This window comes from Kaistia terrae (assembly GCF_026344005.1).
Taxonomy (GTDB): Bacteria; Pseudomonadota; Alphaproteobacteria; order Rhizobiales; family Kaistiaceae; genus Kaistia; species Kaistia terrae.
Genome location: NZ_JAPKNH010000003.1, coordinates 574,111 through 590,369, shown reverse-complemented (window position 1 = coordinate 590,369; position 16,259 = coordinate 574,111). Strand labels below are relative to the sequence as shown.

Sequence of the window (16,259 nt, the reverse complement as noted above, 5' to 3'; positions counted from 1 at the left end):
TGATGGTCCTTCACCGACGGGGTGTTTTATCGTTGCTCGGCTGGCGTATAAGCTGCCGAGCTATGTGGATGGGCCGCCGCGGCCCGCAGAGAGGAACGCCCCGATGAAGACCCGTGCCGCCGTCGCTTGGGAAGCCAACAAGCCGCTCACCATCGAGACGATCAACCTCGACGGGCCGAGGGCCGGCGAAGTGCTGGTCGAGATCATGGCGACCGGCGTCTGCCATACGGACGCCTACACGCTGTCAGGGCTTGATTCGGAAGGCAAGTTTCCGGCGATCCTCGGCCATGAAGGTGCTGGCATCGTCCGCGAAGTTGGCGCTGGCGTCACCTCGGTGCGCCCCGGCGACCACGTCATCCCGCTCTACACGCCCGAATGCCGCCAGTGCAAAACCTGCCTGTCGCAGCGCTCGAACCTCTGCACGGCGATCCGCTCGACGCAGGGCCAGGGCCTGATGCCCGATTCCACCTCGCGCTTTTCGTGCTCGGATGAGACCGTGTTCCATTACATGGGCACGTCGACCTTCTCGAACTTCACCGTCCTGCCGGAGATCGCCGTCGCCAAGGTTCGCGAAGACGCGCCCTTCGACAAGATCTGCTACATCGGTTGCGGCGTAACCACCGGCGTCGGCGCTGTCATCCACACGGCAAAAGTCTGGCCGGGCGCCAATGTCGTCGTGTTCGGTCTTGGCGGCATCGGCCTCAACGTGATTCAGGCGGCCCGCATGGTTGGTGCCGACAAGATCATCGGTGTTGATCTCAACCCGTCCAAGGTCGCGATGGCCAAGAAGTTCGGCATGACGCATTTCGTCAATCCGGACGAGGTCGGCCGCGACAAGGTCGTCGAGGCAATCGTTGACCTGACCGGCGGCGGTGCTGATTTCTCGTTCGAGTGCATCGGTAACGTTCACACCATGCGCCAGGCGCTGGAATGCTGCCATCGCGGCTGGGGTGAGAGCATCGTCATCGGCGTTGCGCCGTCGGGCGCGGAAATCTCGACCCGTCCGTTCCAGCTCGTCACGGGCCGCGTCTGGAAGGGCTCGGCCTTCGGCGGCGCGCGGGGTCGTACCGACGTGCCAAAGATCGTCGACTGGTACATGGAGGGCAAGATCAACATCGACGACTTGATCACCCACACCATGCCGCTCGAAGAGATCAACACCGCCTTCGACCTGATGCATGAAGGCAAGTCGATCCGCAGCGTCGTCGTATTCTGATCTCCTGAATCGACGGGCAGCCCTCGGGCTGCCCGTCCCGCGATCCTGGAGAAGCGGGGCTCGCTTTGCCGCTGCGCCTGACATCCGTCTCAGCCGAGCTCTATCGCTCGATCCGGCGTATTCGGGTTCCTGTCGAGCAACTGACCGTGCTCGTCGGCAGAAACGGCGTCGGCAAGACCAATCTCTATCGCTCACTCGAATTGCTGGCTTCTGCTGCTCGCGGCACGATCACGCGCGAAATCGCGGAGGAGGGCGGGTTTGACTCCGTTCTTTGGGCCGGGCCGCGTCCCAAGGGGCAGGTGCGGCTGAAACTGGGGGCCGAGTTCGACGAGTATTTCTATTCGATCGAAATCGGCTTGCCCGCGCCGATGGAAGGCGCGCTCACCATGACCGAGCCGATGGTCAAGGCCGAGGAACTGGTGCATCGCCATCGCGGCAAGGCCGTGACGCTGATGAAGCGGCAGGGGCCGAGCGCCTGGCTGCGCGATGGCGATGGCCGCCGCCAGTCTTATGACGAGGCACTGATCCCGTCGGAAACGGCGCTGGCCGGATTTCGCGATCAGGGTCGCTTCACAGAACTGGACCTGGTGCGGCGGGCATTGCTCGACTGGCGCTTCTATCACGACTTCCGCACGGACAAGTCTTCGCCAATCCGACAGCCGGCGCTGGCGATCACCACGCCGACGCTGTCTTCGGACGGCTATGACCTGGCAGCGGCGCTGGCGAGCGTGATCGAGATTCGTGGCGAAGCGCCTGATATCGAGGCGGCAATCGATGATGCATTTCCCGGCTCGTCGCTCATAACCGAATTCGGCAAGGGCACGGTTTCAGTCAGTCTCAAATTTCCCGATCTGCCGCGGCCGCTTGGTGTTCATGAGCTTTCCGACGGCACGCTGCATTTTCTCTGTCTGGTGGCGGCGCTGTCGGGCTACCGTTTGCCGGGCTTCATTGCCCTCAACGAGCCAGAGACCAGCCTGCATCCCGACCTGACGCTGCCGCTCGCTCGGCTGATCGCGCGGGCTTCGGAGCGGACGCAGGTCTGGGTGGTGACCCATTCCGAAGCGCTGGCGGCGGCGTTGGAGCGCGAGGCGGGCGTTGCGCCTCGCGTCGTCGTCAAGGAGAATGGCGCTACATGGATCGAAGGGCTCAAGCTCTTCGGGGAATTTGCCGATCAGGAGTGAACCATGCGGGTCGCCGTCTTCAGCACCAAGCCGTATGACCGGCAATACCTCTCCGAGGCGAACGCCGCCTTCGGCCATGACCTCGTCTTCTTCGAACCCAAGCTCGATCTGTCGACAGCGCCGCTGGCGGATGGATTTCCAGCCGTCTGCGTTTTCGTCAACGACAAGCTCGACCGGCCATTGCTGACGCATCTCGCTTCTACGGGCACGCGGCTCGTGGCGCTGCGCTGCGCTGGTTTCAACAATGTTGACCTGCCTGCGGCGGCCGAACTCGGCATCGACGTCGTGCGCGTACCCGCCTATTCGCCGCATGCGGTGGCGGAATTCACGGTAGCGCTGCTGCTGGCGCTCGATCGCCGGATCCCGCGCGCCTGGGCGCGCGTTCGCGACAACAATTTCGCCCTCGATGGTCTGATCGGCAATGATCTGTTCGGCAAGACGGTCGGTGTGATCGGCACCGGGCGCATCGGCGCGCTGGTCGCCCGCTGCCTGAAGCTCGGCTTCGGCTGCCGGGTTCTGGCGCATGACCAGTGGGAAGATCCGGCGCTGGTCGAGATCGGCATCGAGTACCGCCCTCCGGGAGAGATCGTGGCGGCAGCCGATATCCTGACGCTGCATTGCCCTCTGACGCCGGAAACGCACCATCTCGTCAACGCCGAAGCAATTGCGCGGGCGCGGCCGGGGTTCCTGCTTGTCAACACCAGCCGCGGCGCGCTGATCGACGCCGAGGCGCTGGTCGAAGGGCTGAAGAGCGGTCAAGTCGGCGGCGTTGCGCTCGACGTTTACGAGCAGGAGGCGGATCTCTTCTTCGAGGATCTTTCCAGCGAGATCATCCAGGATGACGTGTTCCAGCGACTCCTGACGTTTCCCAACGTGCTGGTCACCGGACATCAGGCCTTCCTGACAGCCGAGGCGCTGAGCGCGATCAGTGTCACCACGCTGCGGAATATTGCCGCAGCGGAAGCCGGTGGCGAGCTGGAAAATGGCGTGGTTGCGGAAATGGTGAGTGCTGTTCGGCAACGCAACGGCCACGACTGAAATTAAATATGAAATGCCTGGGCGGGTTCTCGTGTAAGATCGGAACCCATGACCCACAAAAACGATGTGCATTTATCCGACCGCGCCTCGGAAGCGCGAGCCTGGCCGAAGATTCTTGGTCGGTTCCGCGAACCGAATGAAACGCGCAGTGTCGTCGAAATCCTGATCACGGCCTTGCCGTTTGTCGCGCTGTGGGCCGCCATGTGGTTCTTGGTGCAGGCGGGCTTCTGGTGGCTGGCGCTGGCTCTCGCCATTCCGGCCGGCGGATTCCTGGTTCGTCTGTTCCTGATCCAGCACGATTGCAGCCATGGTGCATTTTTCCACCGGCGCGGCGTCAACGACTGGGTTGGCCGTGTCCTGGGCGTTTTCACGCTCACCCCCTATGACTACTGGCGTCGCGCGCATGCCATCCATCACGCCACCCATGGCAATCTGGAGCAGCGCGGCATCGGCGACATCACCACGCTGACGGTCGAAGAGTATCGCGCCCGCAGTCTCTGGGGGCGTCTTGGCTACCGTGTCTATCGCAATCCGATCGTGCTGTTCGTCGTCGGCCCTGCCTATATGTTCCTGCTGCAGCATCGCCTGCCGATCGGCATGATGCGCGGCGGCATGATGCCCTGGCTGAGCACGATGGGCACCAATCTCGGCATCCTGGTGCTCGCCGGTGTCCTGATGTGGCTGGTCGGCGTCGGTCCGTTCCTGCTGGTGCACATGCCGATCGCCATCATCGCCGCCTCGATCGGCGTGTGGTTGTTCTACGTCCAGCACCAGTTCGAGGAGACTTTCTGGGCGCGTCCGCCGGAGTGGACGCATCAGGAAGCTGCATTGCATGGCAGTTCCTATTACGACTTGCCGGGTGTTCTTCGCTGGATGTCGGCCAATATCGGCGTGCATCACGTCCATCATCTCAGCAGCCGCATTCCCTATTACCGCCTGCCCGAAGTGCTGAAGCAGCATCCGGAACTCATGCAGGTCGGTCGCATTACGATTAGTGACAGCCTTCGCACGGTTCGGCTGGTATTGTGGGATGAGGGCCGACAGCAGCTCGTGCCTTTCAAGGCGATGAAGCGCTGGCAGGCGGCGTCCTTGCCGCTCGCGGCGGCGACTGAGGCTGCCTGATCGGCTCGCTTCGGCGAAGACGACCAATGCCGGGCGCCGAGGATCTGGCGTGACCTCTTGAGGAGAGTATCGATGGCCAAGGGTCAGATGCGCAGCAATCGCGAAGTCAAGAAGCCGAAAAAGGTGAAGGAAGCGCCTGCGCTGGCCACCACCTTCACCACCCAGGTGAGCAAGGCGACTTTGGGCGCCCCGGGCAAGGGCAGGAAGGCCTGATCATAATTACGCGGCCCGACTGTCGTTGCGACAGCCGGGCCGCGTCTTCATCCCGCAGCAGCGCCCCGGCAAGCGTCGTGTGTGCAGGTTGCGGGGCACAATCATCTCCGTCGCCATAAAGTGAGCCCGTTTGTCCCGCTATTGCCTCCGTGGAGGCATACGGGAAGCAGGCAATGACGGTTTTGATGACACGCCGCGCGGCGATGATTGGTTCGGCAGCGCTGGTGATGACTGGTTTTTCGGCCGGCGCCTTCGCCGAATCCGACCCGAACGCGCTCGCGAAGCAGTTCGCCGCTCTGGAAACGCGCAGCAAAGGACGCCTCGGCGTCTCCGTCCTCGACACGGCAAACGGTGCGGTAGCCTCTTATCGCGGCGATGAACGTTTCCCTCTTTGCAGCACGTTCAAAATGCTGCTCGCCGCAGCCGTTCTCGCTCGCGTCGATGCCGGGACAGAGCAACTGGATCGCCTGATCTCGTTCACGCCGGCGGATCTCATTCCGCACGCGCCGATCGTTGAAAAGTACCTGGACGAAGGTCATGCGAGCGTTGGCGTGCTCTGCGCCGGTACGATCCAGTACAGCGATAATGTCGCGGCCAATCTGCTGCTATCGACAATTGGCGGGCCGGACGGGTTGACCCGCTACATGGCCTCGCTAGGCGACAGCACCACCCGGTTGGATCGCAATGAGCCGACCCTCAACACCTCCATTCCCGGCGATCCGCGGGACTCCACGACGCCAATCGCCATGGTGGGAAGCATGGAGAAGTTGTTGGTCGGCAACGCGCTTTCGGCGGCGTCGCGCCATCAACTCAACGACTGGATGATCGGCAACACCACCGGCGCCGAAAAGATCCGGAAGGGACTGCCGGCGGACTGGCAGGTCGGCGACAAGACTGGCATGGGCGATAATGGTTCGACCAACGACGTTGCCATTCTCTGGCCACCCCGCCGCAAGCCACTGCTCGTCGCCGTCTATCTGACGGAGTGCAAGGAGCCTGTCGCGGCCCGCAACGCCGTCCATGCCGAAGTCGGCCGCCTGGTCGGCGCCGCGTTCAGCGATGCCTGAGGCTTAGCGCTCTCCGAGGCTGCCGGCTCGTTTGCAATCCGGCGGCTGCGGGAATATTTTACGCGACGGGAATGGAGTCTCCCAAGGTCCATCGGATCTGAACCGCCGCATTCGGCTGATGACCCCTGCCATTGCCTTCGGGCGCATGGTGGGAGTCCGTCCAGCTTCCTGCCGTGCCGTTGTTCCGCTGGACCTCGATTGCGTGGGCCGCTGGCCCGGAGGGAAATCCATGTTTCCGGCATTTCTGGTTTTCGTCGGCGCGGGCCTTGGCGGCGTGCTGCGGCATGGCGTCAACGTCACGTCGGCGCGGTTCTTCGGTACGAATTTCCCCTGGGGGACGCTCACCGTCAACGTCGTCGGCTCGCTCGTGATGGGGCTGCTCGCCGGCTATTTTGCGTTTCGCGATGGCGTCAACTGGACGCAGCACGCGCGCCTCTTTCTCACGACAGGCGTTCTCGGCGGCTTCACGACTTTCTCGACTTTTTCGCTCGATGTCGCTGTGCTGCTGGAGCGTGGCGACACGGGCAGCGCGACTATTTATGCGTTGGCGTCGCTGATCGTGTCGGTTCTCGCGCTCTTCGCCGGGCTTTTGCTCGTCAGGACGCTCGCCGGGTGATATGAGGCGCCTTCAATAGAAGGACTTTTCTCATGGCGACCGTCGTCTCCAAGACTGTAGGACCTGACGAGGCCGACATGCGCCTCGATCGCTGGTTCAAGGTACACTTTCCCGGCCTGTCTTTCGGGCATCTCCAGAAGCTGCTTCGTTCGGGTCAGGTGCGCGTCGATGGCGGTCGCGCCAAGACCAATGATCGCGTCAATGCGGGCCAGGTGGTTCGCATTCCGCCGCTCGGTGTCGATTCCGATGGCGGCAGCCCGCATGTCGCCCGCCCGCTCGGTGCGCGCGGTAGCGCCGCCGATGCGCTGATGGCGATGTGCCTGTATGAGGACGATCACGTCTACGTCTTCAACAAGCCGCAGGGCCTGGCCGTTCAGGGCGGTTCCGGCCTGACGACTCACGTCGACGGAATGCTGGAAGCGCTTCGCGATCTCAAGGACCAGAAGCCGCGCCTCGTGCACCGTCTTGATCGCGAGACGACGGGCGTCCTGGTCGTCGCCAAGACGCGCCTTGCCGCTTCCAAGCTCGCCGCAAGTTTTCGCGCTCGCGCTACCAAGAAAATCTATTGGGCGCTGGTGAAGGGCATTCCGCGCCCGATGCAGGGCCGTATCTCGACCTGGCTCGCCCGTGATGGCGGCCCGGCCGGTGACAAGATGAAGATCGCACGCCATGGCGAGAACGACGCCAGCCACGCCGTGACGCTGTTCTCGGTCGTCGACAATGCCGGACAGAACCTGTCCTGGCTGACCATGCGTCCGGTTACCGGCCGTACCCATCAGTTGCGTGCCCATGCCGCCCATATCGGCCATCCGATCATCGGCGATCCGAAGTATTTCGAAGCCGATATCAACTGGGATTTCCCGGGCGGCATCCAGAACAAGCTGCACCTGCACGCGCGCCGCATCATCATCCCGCATCCCTCGGGTAGCGGAACGCTCGATGTCACCGCGCCGTTGCCGCCGCACATGGTGCAGAGCTGGAACCTGCTCGGGTTCGACAAGGACCTCGGCGATTCCGGCAATGACGACGACGAATGAGATTGTCTCTGGCGCCGCGCCTTGGCTCGCTTCGAGCCGAAGGCGCTGTGTCGTGACAAGACCGGTTGAGGCGACGGCGGCAGCCGGCACGATCAGAAGACGGATATGACGACAACTCCCGAGAAACTCGACGCCCCGAAGCAGTTGAAGCGCTTCTACGAAAAGGTGGCGACCGCCGCCGTCGAAGGCGGCTATGCCGTTCATCTCGACGGTCGCGCGCTGCGGACGCCGGCCAAGACGGTGCTTGTGGTGCCGGACGAGTCGATCGCCGCGGCGATCGCGTCGGAATGGGCCGGCCAGAAGGATGTTATCGTTCCCGGCTCGATGCCGCTGACGCGCCTGGTCAATTCGGCGATCGACGGCGTCTCCCGCGAGCCGGCGGAGACGCGCGCCGAAATCCTCCGCTATGCCGGCTCCGACATGCTTTGCTATCGCTCGGCCGGCCCGGCCAATTTGGTCGCTCTGCAGGACGAATCCTGGTCGCCATTGATCGCCTGGATGCATGAGCGCTTTCAGGCTCGCTTCCTGCTGGCCGAAGGCATCGTTCATGTCGAACAATTCCCCGAGACGATCGAGGCCGTCGATGTCGCCCTTGGCGATCTCGATATCCTGCGGCTCGCAGCCCTCAATACGATCACGACGCTGACCGGCTCGGCCATTCTCGCCGTAGCCGTGCTGCATCGCCACCTATCGGCCGAGGAGGCCTGGGCGGCGGCGCATGTCGACGAGGACTATCAGATCAGCCTGTGGGGCGAGGATGAAGAAGCCCGCGCCCGCAGGGCCGGACGCTGGAATGAAATGCAGGCCGCGGCGCTGGTTGTGGCCGCACGGGGATAGGAGACACCCTTGAAGCACGTCCTGGCTGAACTCGAGAAGCGCCGCGCCGAAGCCCGGCTCGGCGGCGGCGAGAAGCGCATCGCGGCGCAACACGCCAAGGCCAAGCTGACGGCACGCGAGCGTCTCGAGGTGCTTCTGGACGAAGGGTCCTTCGAAGAATTCGACATGTATGTCGAACATCGGGGCACCGATTTCGGCATGGAGAAGACGAAGATCCCCGGCGACGGCGTCGTCACTGGCTGGGGAACGATCAACGGGCGCACCGTCTTCGTCTTCGCCAAGGATTTTACCGTCTTCGGCGGCTCGCTCTCGGAAGCGCATGCCGGCAAGATCATGAAAATCCAGGACATGGCGCTGAAGAACCGCGCGCCGATCATCGGCCTGTTCGACGCCGGCGGCGCGCGCATCCAGGAAGGTGTCGCAGCGCTTGGCGGCTATGGCGAGGTGTTCCAGCGCAACGTGCTGGCCTCCGGCGTTATCCCGCAGATCTCCGTCATCATGGGTCCCTGCGCCGGCGGCGACGTCTATTCACCCGCCATGACCGACTTCATCTTCATGGTCCGGGATTCGAGCTACATGTTCGTCACCGGGCCGGATGTGGTGAAAACTGTCACCAACGAGACGGTGACGGCGGAAGAGCTTGGCGGCGCCAGCATCCATACGACCCGCTCTTCGATCGCCGACGGCGCCTATGACAATGATGTCGAGACGCTGCTGGAGATGCGTCGTCTCATCGATCTGCTGCCGCTCAACAATCGGGCGGAGATCCCGGAGATCGACAGTTTCGATACGGCCGACCGGATCGAGATGTCGCTTGATACGCTTGTGCCCGACAACGCCAACAAGCCCTATGACATCAAGGAACTGATCCTCAAGACGGTCGATGAGGGTGATTTCTTCGAGATCCAGGCGGCGTTCGCCAAGAACATCGTCACCGGTTTCGGTCGTATCGAGGGCCGTACGGTGGGTTTTGTCGCCAACCAGCCGATGGTGCTGGCCGGCGTGCTCGACAGCGACGCCTCGCGAAAAGCGGCGCGTTTCGTACGGTTCTGCGACGCCTTCTCCATCCCGATCGTCACCTTTGTCGACGTGCCGGGCTTCCTTCCGGGAACGGCGCAGGAATATGGCGGCCTGATCAAGCACGGCGCGAAGCTGCTTTTCGCCTATGGCGAAGCGACGGTGCCCAAGATCACGATCATCACGCGCAAGGCCTATGGCGGCGCGTACGACGTCATGGCGTCAAAACACCTGCGCGGCGATCTGAACTATGCCTGGCCATCGGCGCAGATCGCCGTGATGGGCGCCAAGGGAGCGGTCGAAATCATCTTCCGCGCCCAGAATGGCGACGCCGAAGGTTTGGCGGCTCGGACCAAGGAATATGAGGACCGGTTCCTGTCGCCCTTCGTCGCAGCCGAGCGCGGCTATATCGACGAAGTGATCATGCCGCACTCGACCCGCCGCCGCATCGCTCGCGGCCTGAGGCTCCTGCGCAACAAGTCGCTGGAGAACCCCTGGAAGAAGCACGACAACATCCCGCTCTAGGGGCGGCGAGGCTAAACAGCGAGATTGCCGACCTTGCGGATTTCGGCAGTCTCCACGCCGTTCAGCATGGCCGCAATCGTTTTGCCTTCGATCATCAACTCGGGCGCAATTTCGGCCAGCGGGACCAGCACGAAGGCGCGCTCCGCCATGCGCGGATGCGGTACGATCAGGCCTTCCTCGTCGATGGCTTCATCGCCATAGAGCAGCACGTCGATATCGAGCGTGCGCGGTCCCCAGCGTATGGCGCGCTCGCGGCCGTGATCACGCTCGATCGCGAGGCTGAGTTCCAGCACCTTGCGCGCCGACAGGCTGGTGGCGATGCCGACACAGGCGTTCAGATACGGTCCCTGCGGGACGGGACCCCAGGGCGGCGTTTCATAGAGCGATGAGATGGCTGTGACGCGGACGCCTGGCGTCGCGTCGAGCGCGGCGATGGCGGCACGGAGCATGGCTTCGCGATCACCGAGATTGCTGCCGAGGCCGAGATAGGCATCAATCACGGGTGCGGCTCCGCTCGATTTCAATGGCAATAACACTGGTCGCGAGCTGCACGGGTGCTTCCGGCTTGGTGATGCGCACGGTGAGGCGCTCGATCGGCGGATAGGTCTCGAAGATCGTGGCGGCGATTGTCTCGGCGAGCGCTTCGATCAGCTTATAGCGATGTGTCGTGCCGATCTTCTCGACCAGCATGGCGAGTTCGCCATAGTGCACGGTCTTGGTCAGGTCGTCATTGCGGCCGGCTTCGGCGAGGTCCAGTTCGCAGGTGATGTCGACGCGGAAACGCTGGCCGAGCACGGCCTCTTCCGGCAGCACGCCGTGGAAGCCGAAGAAGCGCAGGTCGCTGAGGAGAATGCGGTCAGTCATGTTCGTTCGCGGCTCGAGAGGATGGCGTCCGTGACGGCGAGGGCGTCGCGATGAGCGGCGACGTCATGGACGCGGAAAGAGGAGACGCCCTTGGCAGCAGCCAGGACGTTGGTGGCGAGCGTTCCGGCGAGCCTTTGCTTGGGCTCCCTGCCGGTGATCTCGCCGATGAAGCGTTTTCGAGAAACGCCGAGCAAAACGGGGAAGCCGAGCGCGACGATCTCGTCGATGCGGTCGAGAATCAGCAGGTTCTCAGCCATGCCCTTGCCGAAGCCGATGCCTGGATCGAGCACGATGCGATGGTCGGGAATGCCGGCCTGCCGCGCCAGCGCGACGGAGCGCTCGAAGAAGCGCTTCATGGCGTCGAGGATGGTCGTGGGCGAATAGGCCTCGCGCTCCCAATGGCTGGCGATAACCGCTGCGCCATGTGCGCCGGCCACACGGGCGATCTCCGGTTCTCGCTGCAAGCCCCAGACATCGTTGACGATATGGGCGCCGGCCGTGAGCGCCTGATCGGCGACGGAGGCCTTATAGGTGTCGACGGAAATCAGCGCTCGGGTGCGGCTTGCCAGCGCACGGATCGTCGGGATGACGCGTGCGGCTTCCGTCTCGGCGTCGACCTCGGCGGCGCCGGGGCGGGTCGATTCTCCGCCGATATCGATGATATCGGCGCCCTCGGCGAGCAATAGCTCGGCGTGGGCTATTGCTGTTTCGACGTCATTGTGGTCGCCGCCGTCGGAAAATGAGTCCGGCGTGACGTTGAGGATGCCCATGATCAGGCTCCGTCCGCTGGTCCGGCGGTCGAGGTGATCGATATCGATGGGGGCGGCAGGCGCCATCAGCGTCTCTCGGCAAGTGTTCGACGATTCAAGCGGCCCCGAGGCCGCGACGCTGTTACAGGACCCAAACCGGTTGGCCTGTCAACGGATAGTCGGGCACACGATAAAGACAGGCGTGCGCAACGAGCCGTCGATGGGGCTGCTCGCCGCCGAGGGGCGAACAGCCGAGGCGCATCCGGTTTCCGTCGTGGCATGATTGCCGCCTCCGGGCAGAGAGAATAGAAACCTTGTGTCCAGGAAGGCCATTTCCGCCGAGGAGCCCGCATGTTCGACAAGATCCTGATCGCCAATCGCGGCGAGATTGCCTGCCGCATCATCAAGACGGCGCGGCGGATGGGGATCGGGACGGTGGCGGTGTTCTCGGACGCCGACCGTGATGCGCTGCATGTCGAGATGGCCGATGAAGCGATCCATATCGGTCCGGCCCCAGCGGCGCAGTCCTATTTGCTGATGGACAAGATCATCGCCGCCGCCAAGCAGGCCGGCGCCGATGCGATCCATCCCGGCTATGGCTTCCTGTCCGAGCGCGCGGCCTTTGCTGAGGCGCTGGTCGCCAACAACCTCGTCTTCATCGGCCCGAACGCCAAGGCGATCGAGGCGATGGGCGACAAGATCGCCTCGAAGAAAGTGGCGGCCGCCGCCAATGTCTCGACCGTGCCGGGCCATCTCGGCGTCATCGAGAGCGAGGACGAAGCGGTCCAGATCGCCCGCCAGATCGGCTACCCGGTCATGATCAAGGCCTCGGCCGGCGGTGGCGGCAAGGGCATGCGGGTCGCCCATACCGATGCGGAGACGCGCGAGGGCTTTCGCCTGTCACGCTCCGAGGCGAAGTCATCCTTCGGTGACGACCGCGTCTTCATCGAGAAGTTCATCGTCAATCCGCGCCATATCGAGATCCAGCTGCTGGGCGACAAGCATGGCAACGTCATCTATCTCGGCGAGCGCGAATGCTCGATCCAGCGTCGCAACCAGAAGGTCATCGAGGAAGCGCCGTCGCCGCTGCTCGATGCCAAGACGCGCAAGGCTATGGGCGAGCAGGCTGTCGCCCTTGCCAAGGCGGTTGGCTATGATTCGGCCGGCACGGTCGAGTTCGTTTCCGGACAGGACAAGAGCTTCTTCTTCCTCGAGATGAACACCCGCCTGCAGGTGGAGCATCCGGTGACGGAACTCGTCACCGGTATCGACCTGGTCGAGCAGATGATCCGCGTTGCATCAGGCGAGCGTCTCGCCATCGCGCAGAAGGACGTCAAGCTGACGGGGTGGGCCATCGAGAGCCGGATCTATGCCGAGGACCCTTACCGCAACTTCCTGCCCTCGATTGGCCGACTGACCCGCTATCGCCCGCCCATGGAGGCGCATCGCGAGGGCATCACGATTCGCAACGACACCGGCGTTGTCGAGGGTTCGGAAATCTCGATGTTCTACGACCCGATGATCGCGAAGCTCTGCACCCACGCGGGGACACGTACCGAGGCGATCGCAGCGATGAGCGTGGCGCTGGACGATTTCGTCGTCGAGGGCATCCAGCACAATGTGCCGTTCCTTTCGGCGCTGATGGCGCATCCGCGCTGGCGCGAGGGTCGACTGTCGACCGGGTTTATCGCTGAAGAATTCCCGGAAGGATTTCAGGGAGTTACGGCGGATAGCTCGACGCTGTCGCAACTCGCCGTCGTCGCATTGACGATGGAAATCCTGCGCAAGGATCGGCTCGATCGGCTGGCCGGCAGGCTGGCGCCGCACGCCGGAAATTGGCGTGAAAAGTGGGTCGTCTCAATTGGCGGCAAGACGGTGGAGCTCGAAAGCCCTACGGGAATCGCGCTGCTGCCGATGGAAGTCGAGATCATCCTCCCGGGAGCAGAGGAAGCTGTTACCGTCTTCTCGAACTGGATGCCGGGTGATCTCGTCTGGGAGGGCGCGATCGATGATGAACCGCTCTCCGTGCAGGTGCGCCCTGCGCTCTCCGGTTACCGGCTGCTCTATCGCGGCATCGATGTCGTCGCGCGGGTGATGACGCCGCGCATCGCCGCGCTGCACAGCCTGATGCCGGAAAAGCTGCCGCCCGATACGTCGAAGTTCCTGCTCTGCCCGATGCCCGGCCTCGTCATTTCGCTGACGGTCGAGGAGGGGCAGGAGGTCAAGGCCGGCGAGACGCTGGCGATTGTCGAAGCCATGAAGATGGAAAACGTCTTGCGCGCCGACCGTGACCTGACGGTTCAGCGGATCGCTGCCAAGCAGGGCGACAGCCTTGCCGTCGACGCGGTGATCATGGAGTTCGTCTGAGCAAGAGACGCGGGTGCTGGCGCAGGGGCGGTCAGTCTGTCTCGGTCGCCAGCAAGCTGTCCTTCTTGACGTTCATCTGGTTGCCGCGCCACTCGAAGCCGCTGCCACAAACGGCGGCGATCCATAGCGCAGGAAGCGAAAGATCGCGCACGATCCAGGCGAGCGGCGAACGGCGGGAATAGTGCCAGCCGAGGTTCTTTGCCAGCAGCGCCTCGGCGCCATACCAGGCGACGGCCAGAGTCGGCGCTAGCCAACCCGGAATTCCGTCCTGGAAGGCGAGCCAGGCCGCGAGTGCGATCGGGAACAGCCCGCCGGTCAAAAATTCCATGCAGAAGAAGGCGGGAAACGTAACACGCCTGAGTCGAGCCCAGCGCAATTGCCGGCTCCAGACAGCGCGCAGGGCGCGGGGACCCAGCGGTTGGGCGAAGGGCTGGCGGACGAGGCGGATGCGCTGGCCGTTGGCGCGGATTGCCTTGGTGGCGGCTGCATCTTCGGCTGGATCGGCGGCCAGCGCCGCGATGCCGCCATGCCGGTCCAGATTTTCCCGCCGCCAGAACATCGACTTGCCCTGGGCGAAGCCCTGGCCGATGGCGTCGGCGGCGAGCTGCCAGCGCGCCTGATAGGTGTTGAGATAGGCGCACTCGAACTCGGCGCCATAGCCATCCGGCTCGCTGCCGAGCGGCGGCGAGCAGACGAGACCCGTCGTGGCGTCCCATCGATCGAGCATGCGGTCGAGATAGTCAGGAGGCATCAGTACGTTGCTGTCGGCCATGACGATCCACTCGTGCTTCGCCGCTGCCCAGCCTTTCACCAGATTGTTGAGCTTGGGATTGATGCTGATGCGGTCGTCGCCGACGAGGATACGCGCCGGAACGGCGGGGTTCGCCGCCATCAGCCGGCGAATGCGAGGGATCACCGGATCGGCCCCGTTGGCGACGCAGAAGATCAGTTCGTAGTCGGGATAGTCGAGCTCGAAGCCGGACCCGAGCGTCCGCTCGATCGCATGCTCGATGCCGCAGACGGGACGCAGGATGCTGACCGGTGGTCGGCCATGCGGGCGTCCATCGTCGCGGCGTCCGGCGCGACCGCGCAGCGTGACGATCGCAATGCTGCCAAAATGGACGAGGGCAGCCAGCAGGCAGAAGATCTGAGCAACAAGGATGGCGAGGCTCATTCTGACGCCTGCGCTTGGAGAGGGGCTGAGGATCGCGGCAAGGCGGTATCGGCTCCTTGGACCCAATGAGGTCGGACCAGGGCAGGGTGGAAGGCACCTTGCCGGGCGGCGAGGTCCACGACTCGCGAAGACCTTGCTGTTGATGTCGTCGCGCAAGTCGGTGACGGTTTGATGAAATCCATGCGGCGGGCGCTTGATAAGTCGCGACTTGACGCCTGAAGACGAAGCGCGCAATCCGGTCGTTACCCCCGGAATCATCACGGAATGCAATGCTCATGACCGCTGCCAAGCTCACCGCTCTCGTTGATCTCGACGGGACGCTGACGGATCCCTATCCCGGCATCAGCGCTTCGATCCTCTATGCGCTGGAGAAGCTGGAACGTCCTGCTGCCGACGAACTGGCCCTGCGCGCCGCGATTGGTCCGCCGCTTGAAGGCAGCTTTGCCATGATGCTGGATGGCGATCCGATCCTGGCGAAGCAGGCGCTCGGTCACTATCGCGACCGGTTCGGTACGGTCGGCCTCTACGAGAATGCGGTGTTTGATGGCATCCCTGAAGCGCTCGGCGCCCTGCGGGATTCCGGCGTCCAGATGTTTCTTGCCAGTTCCAAGCCGCGCGTCTTCTGCGAGAAAATCCTGGACCATTTCGACCTGACGCAGTTTTTTGTCAGGGTGCATGGTTCTGAGCTGGATGGTCGGTACGCCGACAAGAGCGAGCTGGTTGCCCATATCCTTTCGGTCGAGACCATTGATCCCGCGCACTGTGTCATGATCGGTGACCGCCGCTACGATATTGAGGGCGCGCGATCGAACGGGATCAAGGTCGCGGCGGTCGGCTGGGGCTATGGCACGGTGGAGGAATTCGACACCTTTCCGCCTGATGCCATTGTGCCGCATGTTGTCGATCTGGCGCCGGCTGTGTTGAAGCTGCTGGGCTGAGAGGCTGCGAATGACTGTCCGCACGGTCCATGTGACGATCTCGGGGCTGGTTCAGGGCGTGGGTTATCGCGCCTGGACCGAGCGGGAGGCGATCGCGCTTGGGCTTTCCGGATGGGTCCGCAATCGACGGGGCGGGGCCGTGGAGGCGGTTTTCTCGGGCGAGGCGGGCGATGTCGCCGCCATGCTCGCCGCCTGCTCCGCAGGCCCGCGCTTGGCCCGCGTCATCGCCGTCGATGTCGACGATCTTGCCGCGGCAGCGGAGACGGGGCCATTCCTGGTGTTGCCGACCGCCTGACGT

Annotated in this window: 17 protein-coding genes and 1 riboswitch; of the genes, 13 read left to right on the top strand and 4 right to left on the bottom strand. The window is 63.6% G+C overall.

Annotated features, from left to right (window positions below; genetic code table 11):
• Positions 1–103 precede the first annotated feature (103 nt).
• The 10 genes from OSH12_RS12385 to OSH12_RS12340 all read left to right on the top strand — a co-directional run bounded on the left by OSH12_RS12385 (position 104) and on the right by OSH12_RS12340 (position 9,869).
• On the top strand, positions 104–1,216 hold the full coding sequence (locus OSH12_RS12385) for an S-(hydroxymethyl)glutathione dehydrogenase/class III alcohol dehydrogenase (RefSeq protein ID WP_266343852.1): 1,113 nt from the start codon (positions 104–106) through the stop codon (positions 1,214–1,216).
• 71 nt (positions 1,217–1,287) lie between these two features.
• On the top strand, positions 1,288–2,397 hold the full coding sequence (locus tag OSH12_RS12380) for an AAA family ATPase (RefSeq protein WP_266343907.1): 1,110 nt from the start codon (positions 1,288–1,290) through the stop codon (positions 2,395–2,397).
• A 3-nt stretch (positions 2,398–2,400) separates the two neighbouring features.
• Positions 2,401–3,435 carry a 2-hydroxyacid dehydrogenase gene (locus OSH12_RS12375; RefSeq protein WP_266343851.1) on the top strand — a complete coding sequence of 345 codons (1,035 nt, stop codon included), beginning with the start codon at positions 2,401–2,403 and terminating at the stop codon, positions 3,433–3,435.
• A gap of 48 nt (positions 3,436–3,483) precedes the next feature.
• Positions 3,484–4,557, top strand: a complete 1,074-nt coding sequence (locus tag OSH12_RS12370) for a fatty acid desaturase (protein WP_266343850.1) — start codon at positions 3,484–3,486, stop codon at positions 4,555–4,557.
• A 72-nt stretch (positions 4,558–4,629) separates the two neighbouring features.
• Positions 4,630–4,770: a hypothetical protein gene (locus OSH12_RS12365; protein ID WP_266343849.1), complete on the top strand. Its 141-nt coding sequence runs from the start codon at positions 4,630–4,632 to the stop codon at positions 4,768–4,770.
• A gap of 173 nt (positions 4,771–4,943) precedes the next feature.
• The gene (bla, locus tag OSH12_RS12360; protein WP_266343848.1) at positions 4,944–5,837 is read left to right on the top strand and encodes a class A beta-lactamase; all 894 of its coding nucleotides are present in this window, start codon (positions 4,944–4,946) and stop codon (positions 5,835–5,837) included.
• 58 nt (positions 5,838–5,895) lie between these two features.
• Positions 5,896–5,972, top strand: a riboswitch (Fluoride riboswitch).
• Positions 5,973–6,066: 94 nt separating this feature from the next.
• Positions 6,067–6,453, top strand: coding sequence for a fluoride efflux transporter CrcB (gene crcB, locus OSH12_RS12355; RefSeq protein ID WP_266343847.1), 387 nt, complete (start codon positions 6,067–6,069; stop codon positions 6,451–6,453).
• Positions 6,454–6,485: 32 nt separating this feature from the next.
• A complete protein-coding gene (locus tag OSH12_RS12350) occupies positions 6,486–7,490 on the top strand; it encodes an RluA family pseudouridine synthase (RefSeq protein ID WP_266343846.1) in 1,005 nt (334 codons plus the stop codon).
• Between the two features lie 105 nt (positions 7,491–7,595).
• Complete coding sequence (locus OSH12_RS12345) at positions 7,596–8,327, top strand: ATP12 family chaperone protein (RefSeq protein ID WP_266343845.1); 732 nt, start codon at positions 7,596–7,598, stop codon at positions 8,325–8,327.
• 9 nt (positions 8,328–8,336) lie between these two features.
• A complete protein-coding gene (locus tag OSH12_RS12340) occupies positions 8,337–9,869 on the top strand; it encodes an acyl-CoA carboxylase subunit beta (RefSeq protein WP_266343844.1) in 1,533 nt (510 codons plus the stop codon).
• Between the two features lie 11 nt (positions 9,870–9,880).
• On the opposite strand, the gene folK is transcribed toward OSH12_RS12340, so the two are convergent.
• From folK to folP, 3 genes are read right to left on the bottom strand one after another with little or no spacing between them, the layout of a single operon-like run.
• Entirely contained in the window at positions 9,881–10,369 is a 489-nt protein-coding gene (folK, locus tag OSH12_RS12335; protein WP_266343843.1) for a 2-amino-4-hydroxy-6-hydroxymethyldihydropteridine diphosphokinase, read from the bottom strand.
• Positions 10,362–10,733 carry a dihydroneopterin aldolase gene (gene folB, locus OSH12_RS12330; RefSeq protein WP_266343842.1) on the bottom strand — a complete coding sequence of 124 codons (372 nt, stop codon included), beginning with the start codon at positions 10,731–10,733 and terminating at the stop codon, positions 10,362–10,364. The genes folK and folB overlap by 8 nt, the downstream gene beginning before the upstream one ends.
• On the bottom strand, positions 10,730–11,569 hold the full coding sequence (folP, locus tag OSH12_RS12325) for a dihydropteroate synthase (RefSeq protein WP_266343841.1): 840 nt from the start codon (positions 11,567–11,569) through the stop codon (positions 10,730–10,732). The genes folB and folP overlap by 4 nt, the downstream gene beginning before the upstream one ends.
• 264 nt (positions 11,570–11,833) lie before the next feature.
• On the opposite strand from folP, the gene OSH12_RS12320 reads away from it, so the two are divergent.
• Positions 11,834–13,849 carry an acetyl-CoA carboxylase biotin carboxylase subunit gene (locus OSH12_RS12320; RefSeq protein WP_266343840.1) on the top strand — a complete coding sequence of 672 codons (2,016 nt, stop codon included), beginning with the start codon at positions 11,834–11,836 and terminating at the stop codon, positions 13,847–13,849.
• 31 nt (positions 13,850–13,880) lie between these two features.
• On the opposite strand, the gene OSH12_RS12315 is transcribed toward OSH12_RS12320, so the two are convergent.
• The gene (locus tag OSH12_RS12315; RefSeq protein WP_266343839.1) at positions 13,881–15,023 is read right to left on the bottom strand and encodes a ceramide glucosyltransferase; all 1,143 of its coding nucleotides are present in this window, start codon (positions 15,021–15,023) and stop codon (positions 13,881–13,883) included.
• Positions 15,024–15,298: 275 nt separating this feature from the next.
• Between OSH12_RS12315 and OSH12_RS12310 the strand changes: the two genes are divergently transcribed.
• Entirely contained in the window at positions 15,299–15,961 is a 663-nt protein-coding gene (locus OSH12_RS12310) for an HAD hydrolase-like protein (RefSeq protein WP_266343838.1), read from the top strand.
• A gap of 10 nt (positions 15,962–15,971) precedes the next feature.
• A complete protein-coding gene (locus OSH12_RS12305; protein ID WP_266343837.1) occupies positions 15,972–16,256 on the top strand; it encodes an acylphosphatase in 285 nt (94 codons plus the stop codon).
• Positions 16,257–16,259: the final 3 nt, after the last annotated feature.

Coding starts and splice junctions, on each gene's coding strand:
- OSH12_RS12315 (WP_266343839.1), bottom strand. CDS start 15,023: ATGAGCCTCGCCATCCTTGTTGCTCAGATCTTCTGCCTGCTGGCTGCC.
- folP (WP_266343841.1), bottom strand. CDS start 11,569: ATGGCGCCTGCCGCCCCCATCGATATCGATCACCTCGACCGCCGGACC.
- crcB (WP_266343847.1), top strand. CDS start 6,067: ATGTTTCCGGCATTTCTGGTTTTCGTCGGCGCGGGCCTTGGCGGCGTG.
- OSH12_RS12345 (WP_266343845.1), top strand. CDS start 7,596: ATGACGACAACTCCCGAGAAACTCGACGCCCCGAAGCAGTTGAAGCGC.
- OSH12_RS12350 (WP_266343846.1), top strand. CDS start 6,486: ATGGCGACCGTCGTCTCCAAGACTGTAGGACCTGACGAGGCCGACATG.
- OSH12_RS12375 (WP_266343851.1), top strand. CDS start 2,401: ATGCGGGTCGCCGTCTTCAGCACCAAGCCGTATGACCGGCAATACCTC.
- OSH12_RS12370 (WP_266343850.1), top strand. CDS start 3,484: ATGACCCACAAAAACGATGTGCATTTATCCGACCGCGCCTCGGAAGCG.
- OSH12_RS12365 (WP_266343849.1), top strand. CDS start 4,630: ATGGCCAAGGGTCAGATGCGCAGCAATCGCGAAGTCAAGAAGCCGAAA.
- bla (WP_266343848.1), top strand. CDS start 4,944: ATGACGGTTTTGATGACACGCCGCGCGGCGATGATTGGTTCGGCAGCG.
- OSH12_RS12385 (WP_266343852.1), top strand. CDS start 104: ATGAAGACCCGTGCCGCCGTCGCTTGGGAAGCCAACAAGCCGCTCACC.
- OSH12_RS12310 (WP_266343838.1), top strand. CDS start 15,299: ATGACCGCTGCCAAGCTCACCGCTCTCGTTGATCTCGACGGGACGCTG.
- folB (WP_266343842.1), bottom strand. CDS start 10,733: ATGACTGACCGCATTCTCCTCAGCGACCTGCGCTTCTTCGGCTTCCAC.
- OSH12_RS12305 (WP_266343837.1), top strand. CDS start 15,972: ATGACTGTCCGCACGGTCCATGTGACGATCTCGGGGCTGGTTCAGGGC.
- OSH12_RS12320 (WP_266343840.1), top strand. CDS start 11,834: ATGTTCGACAAGATCCTGATCGCCAATCGCGGCGAGATTGCCTGCCGC.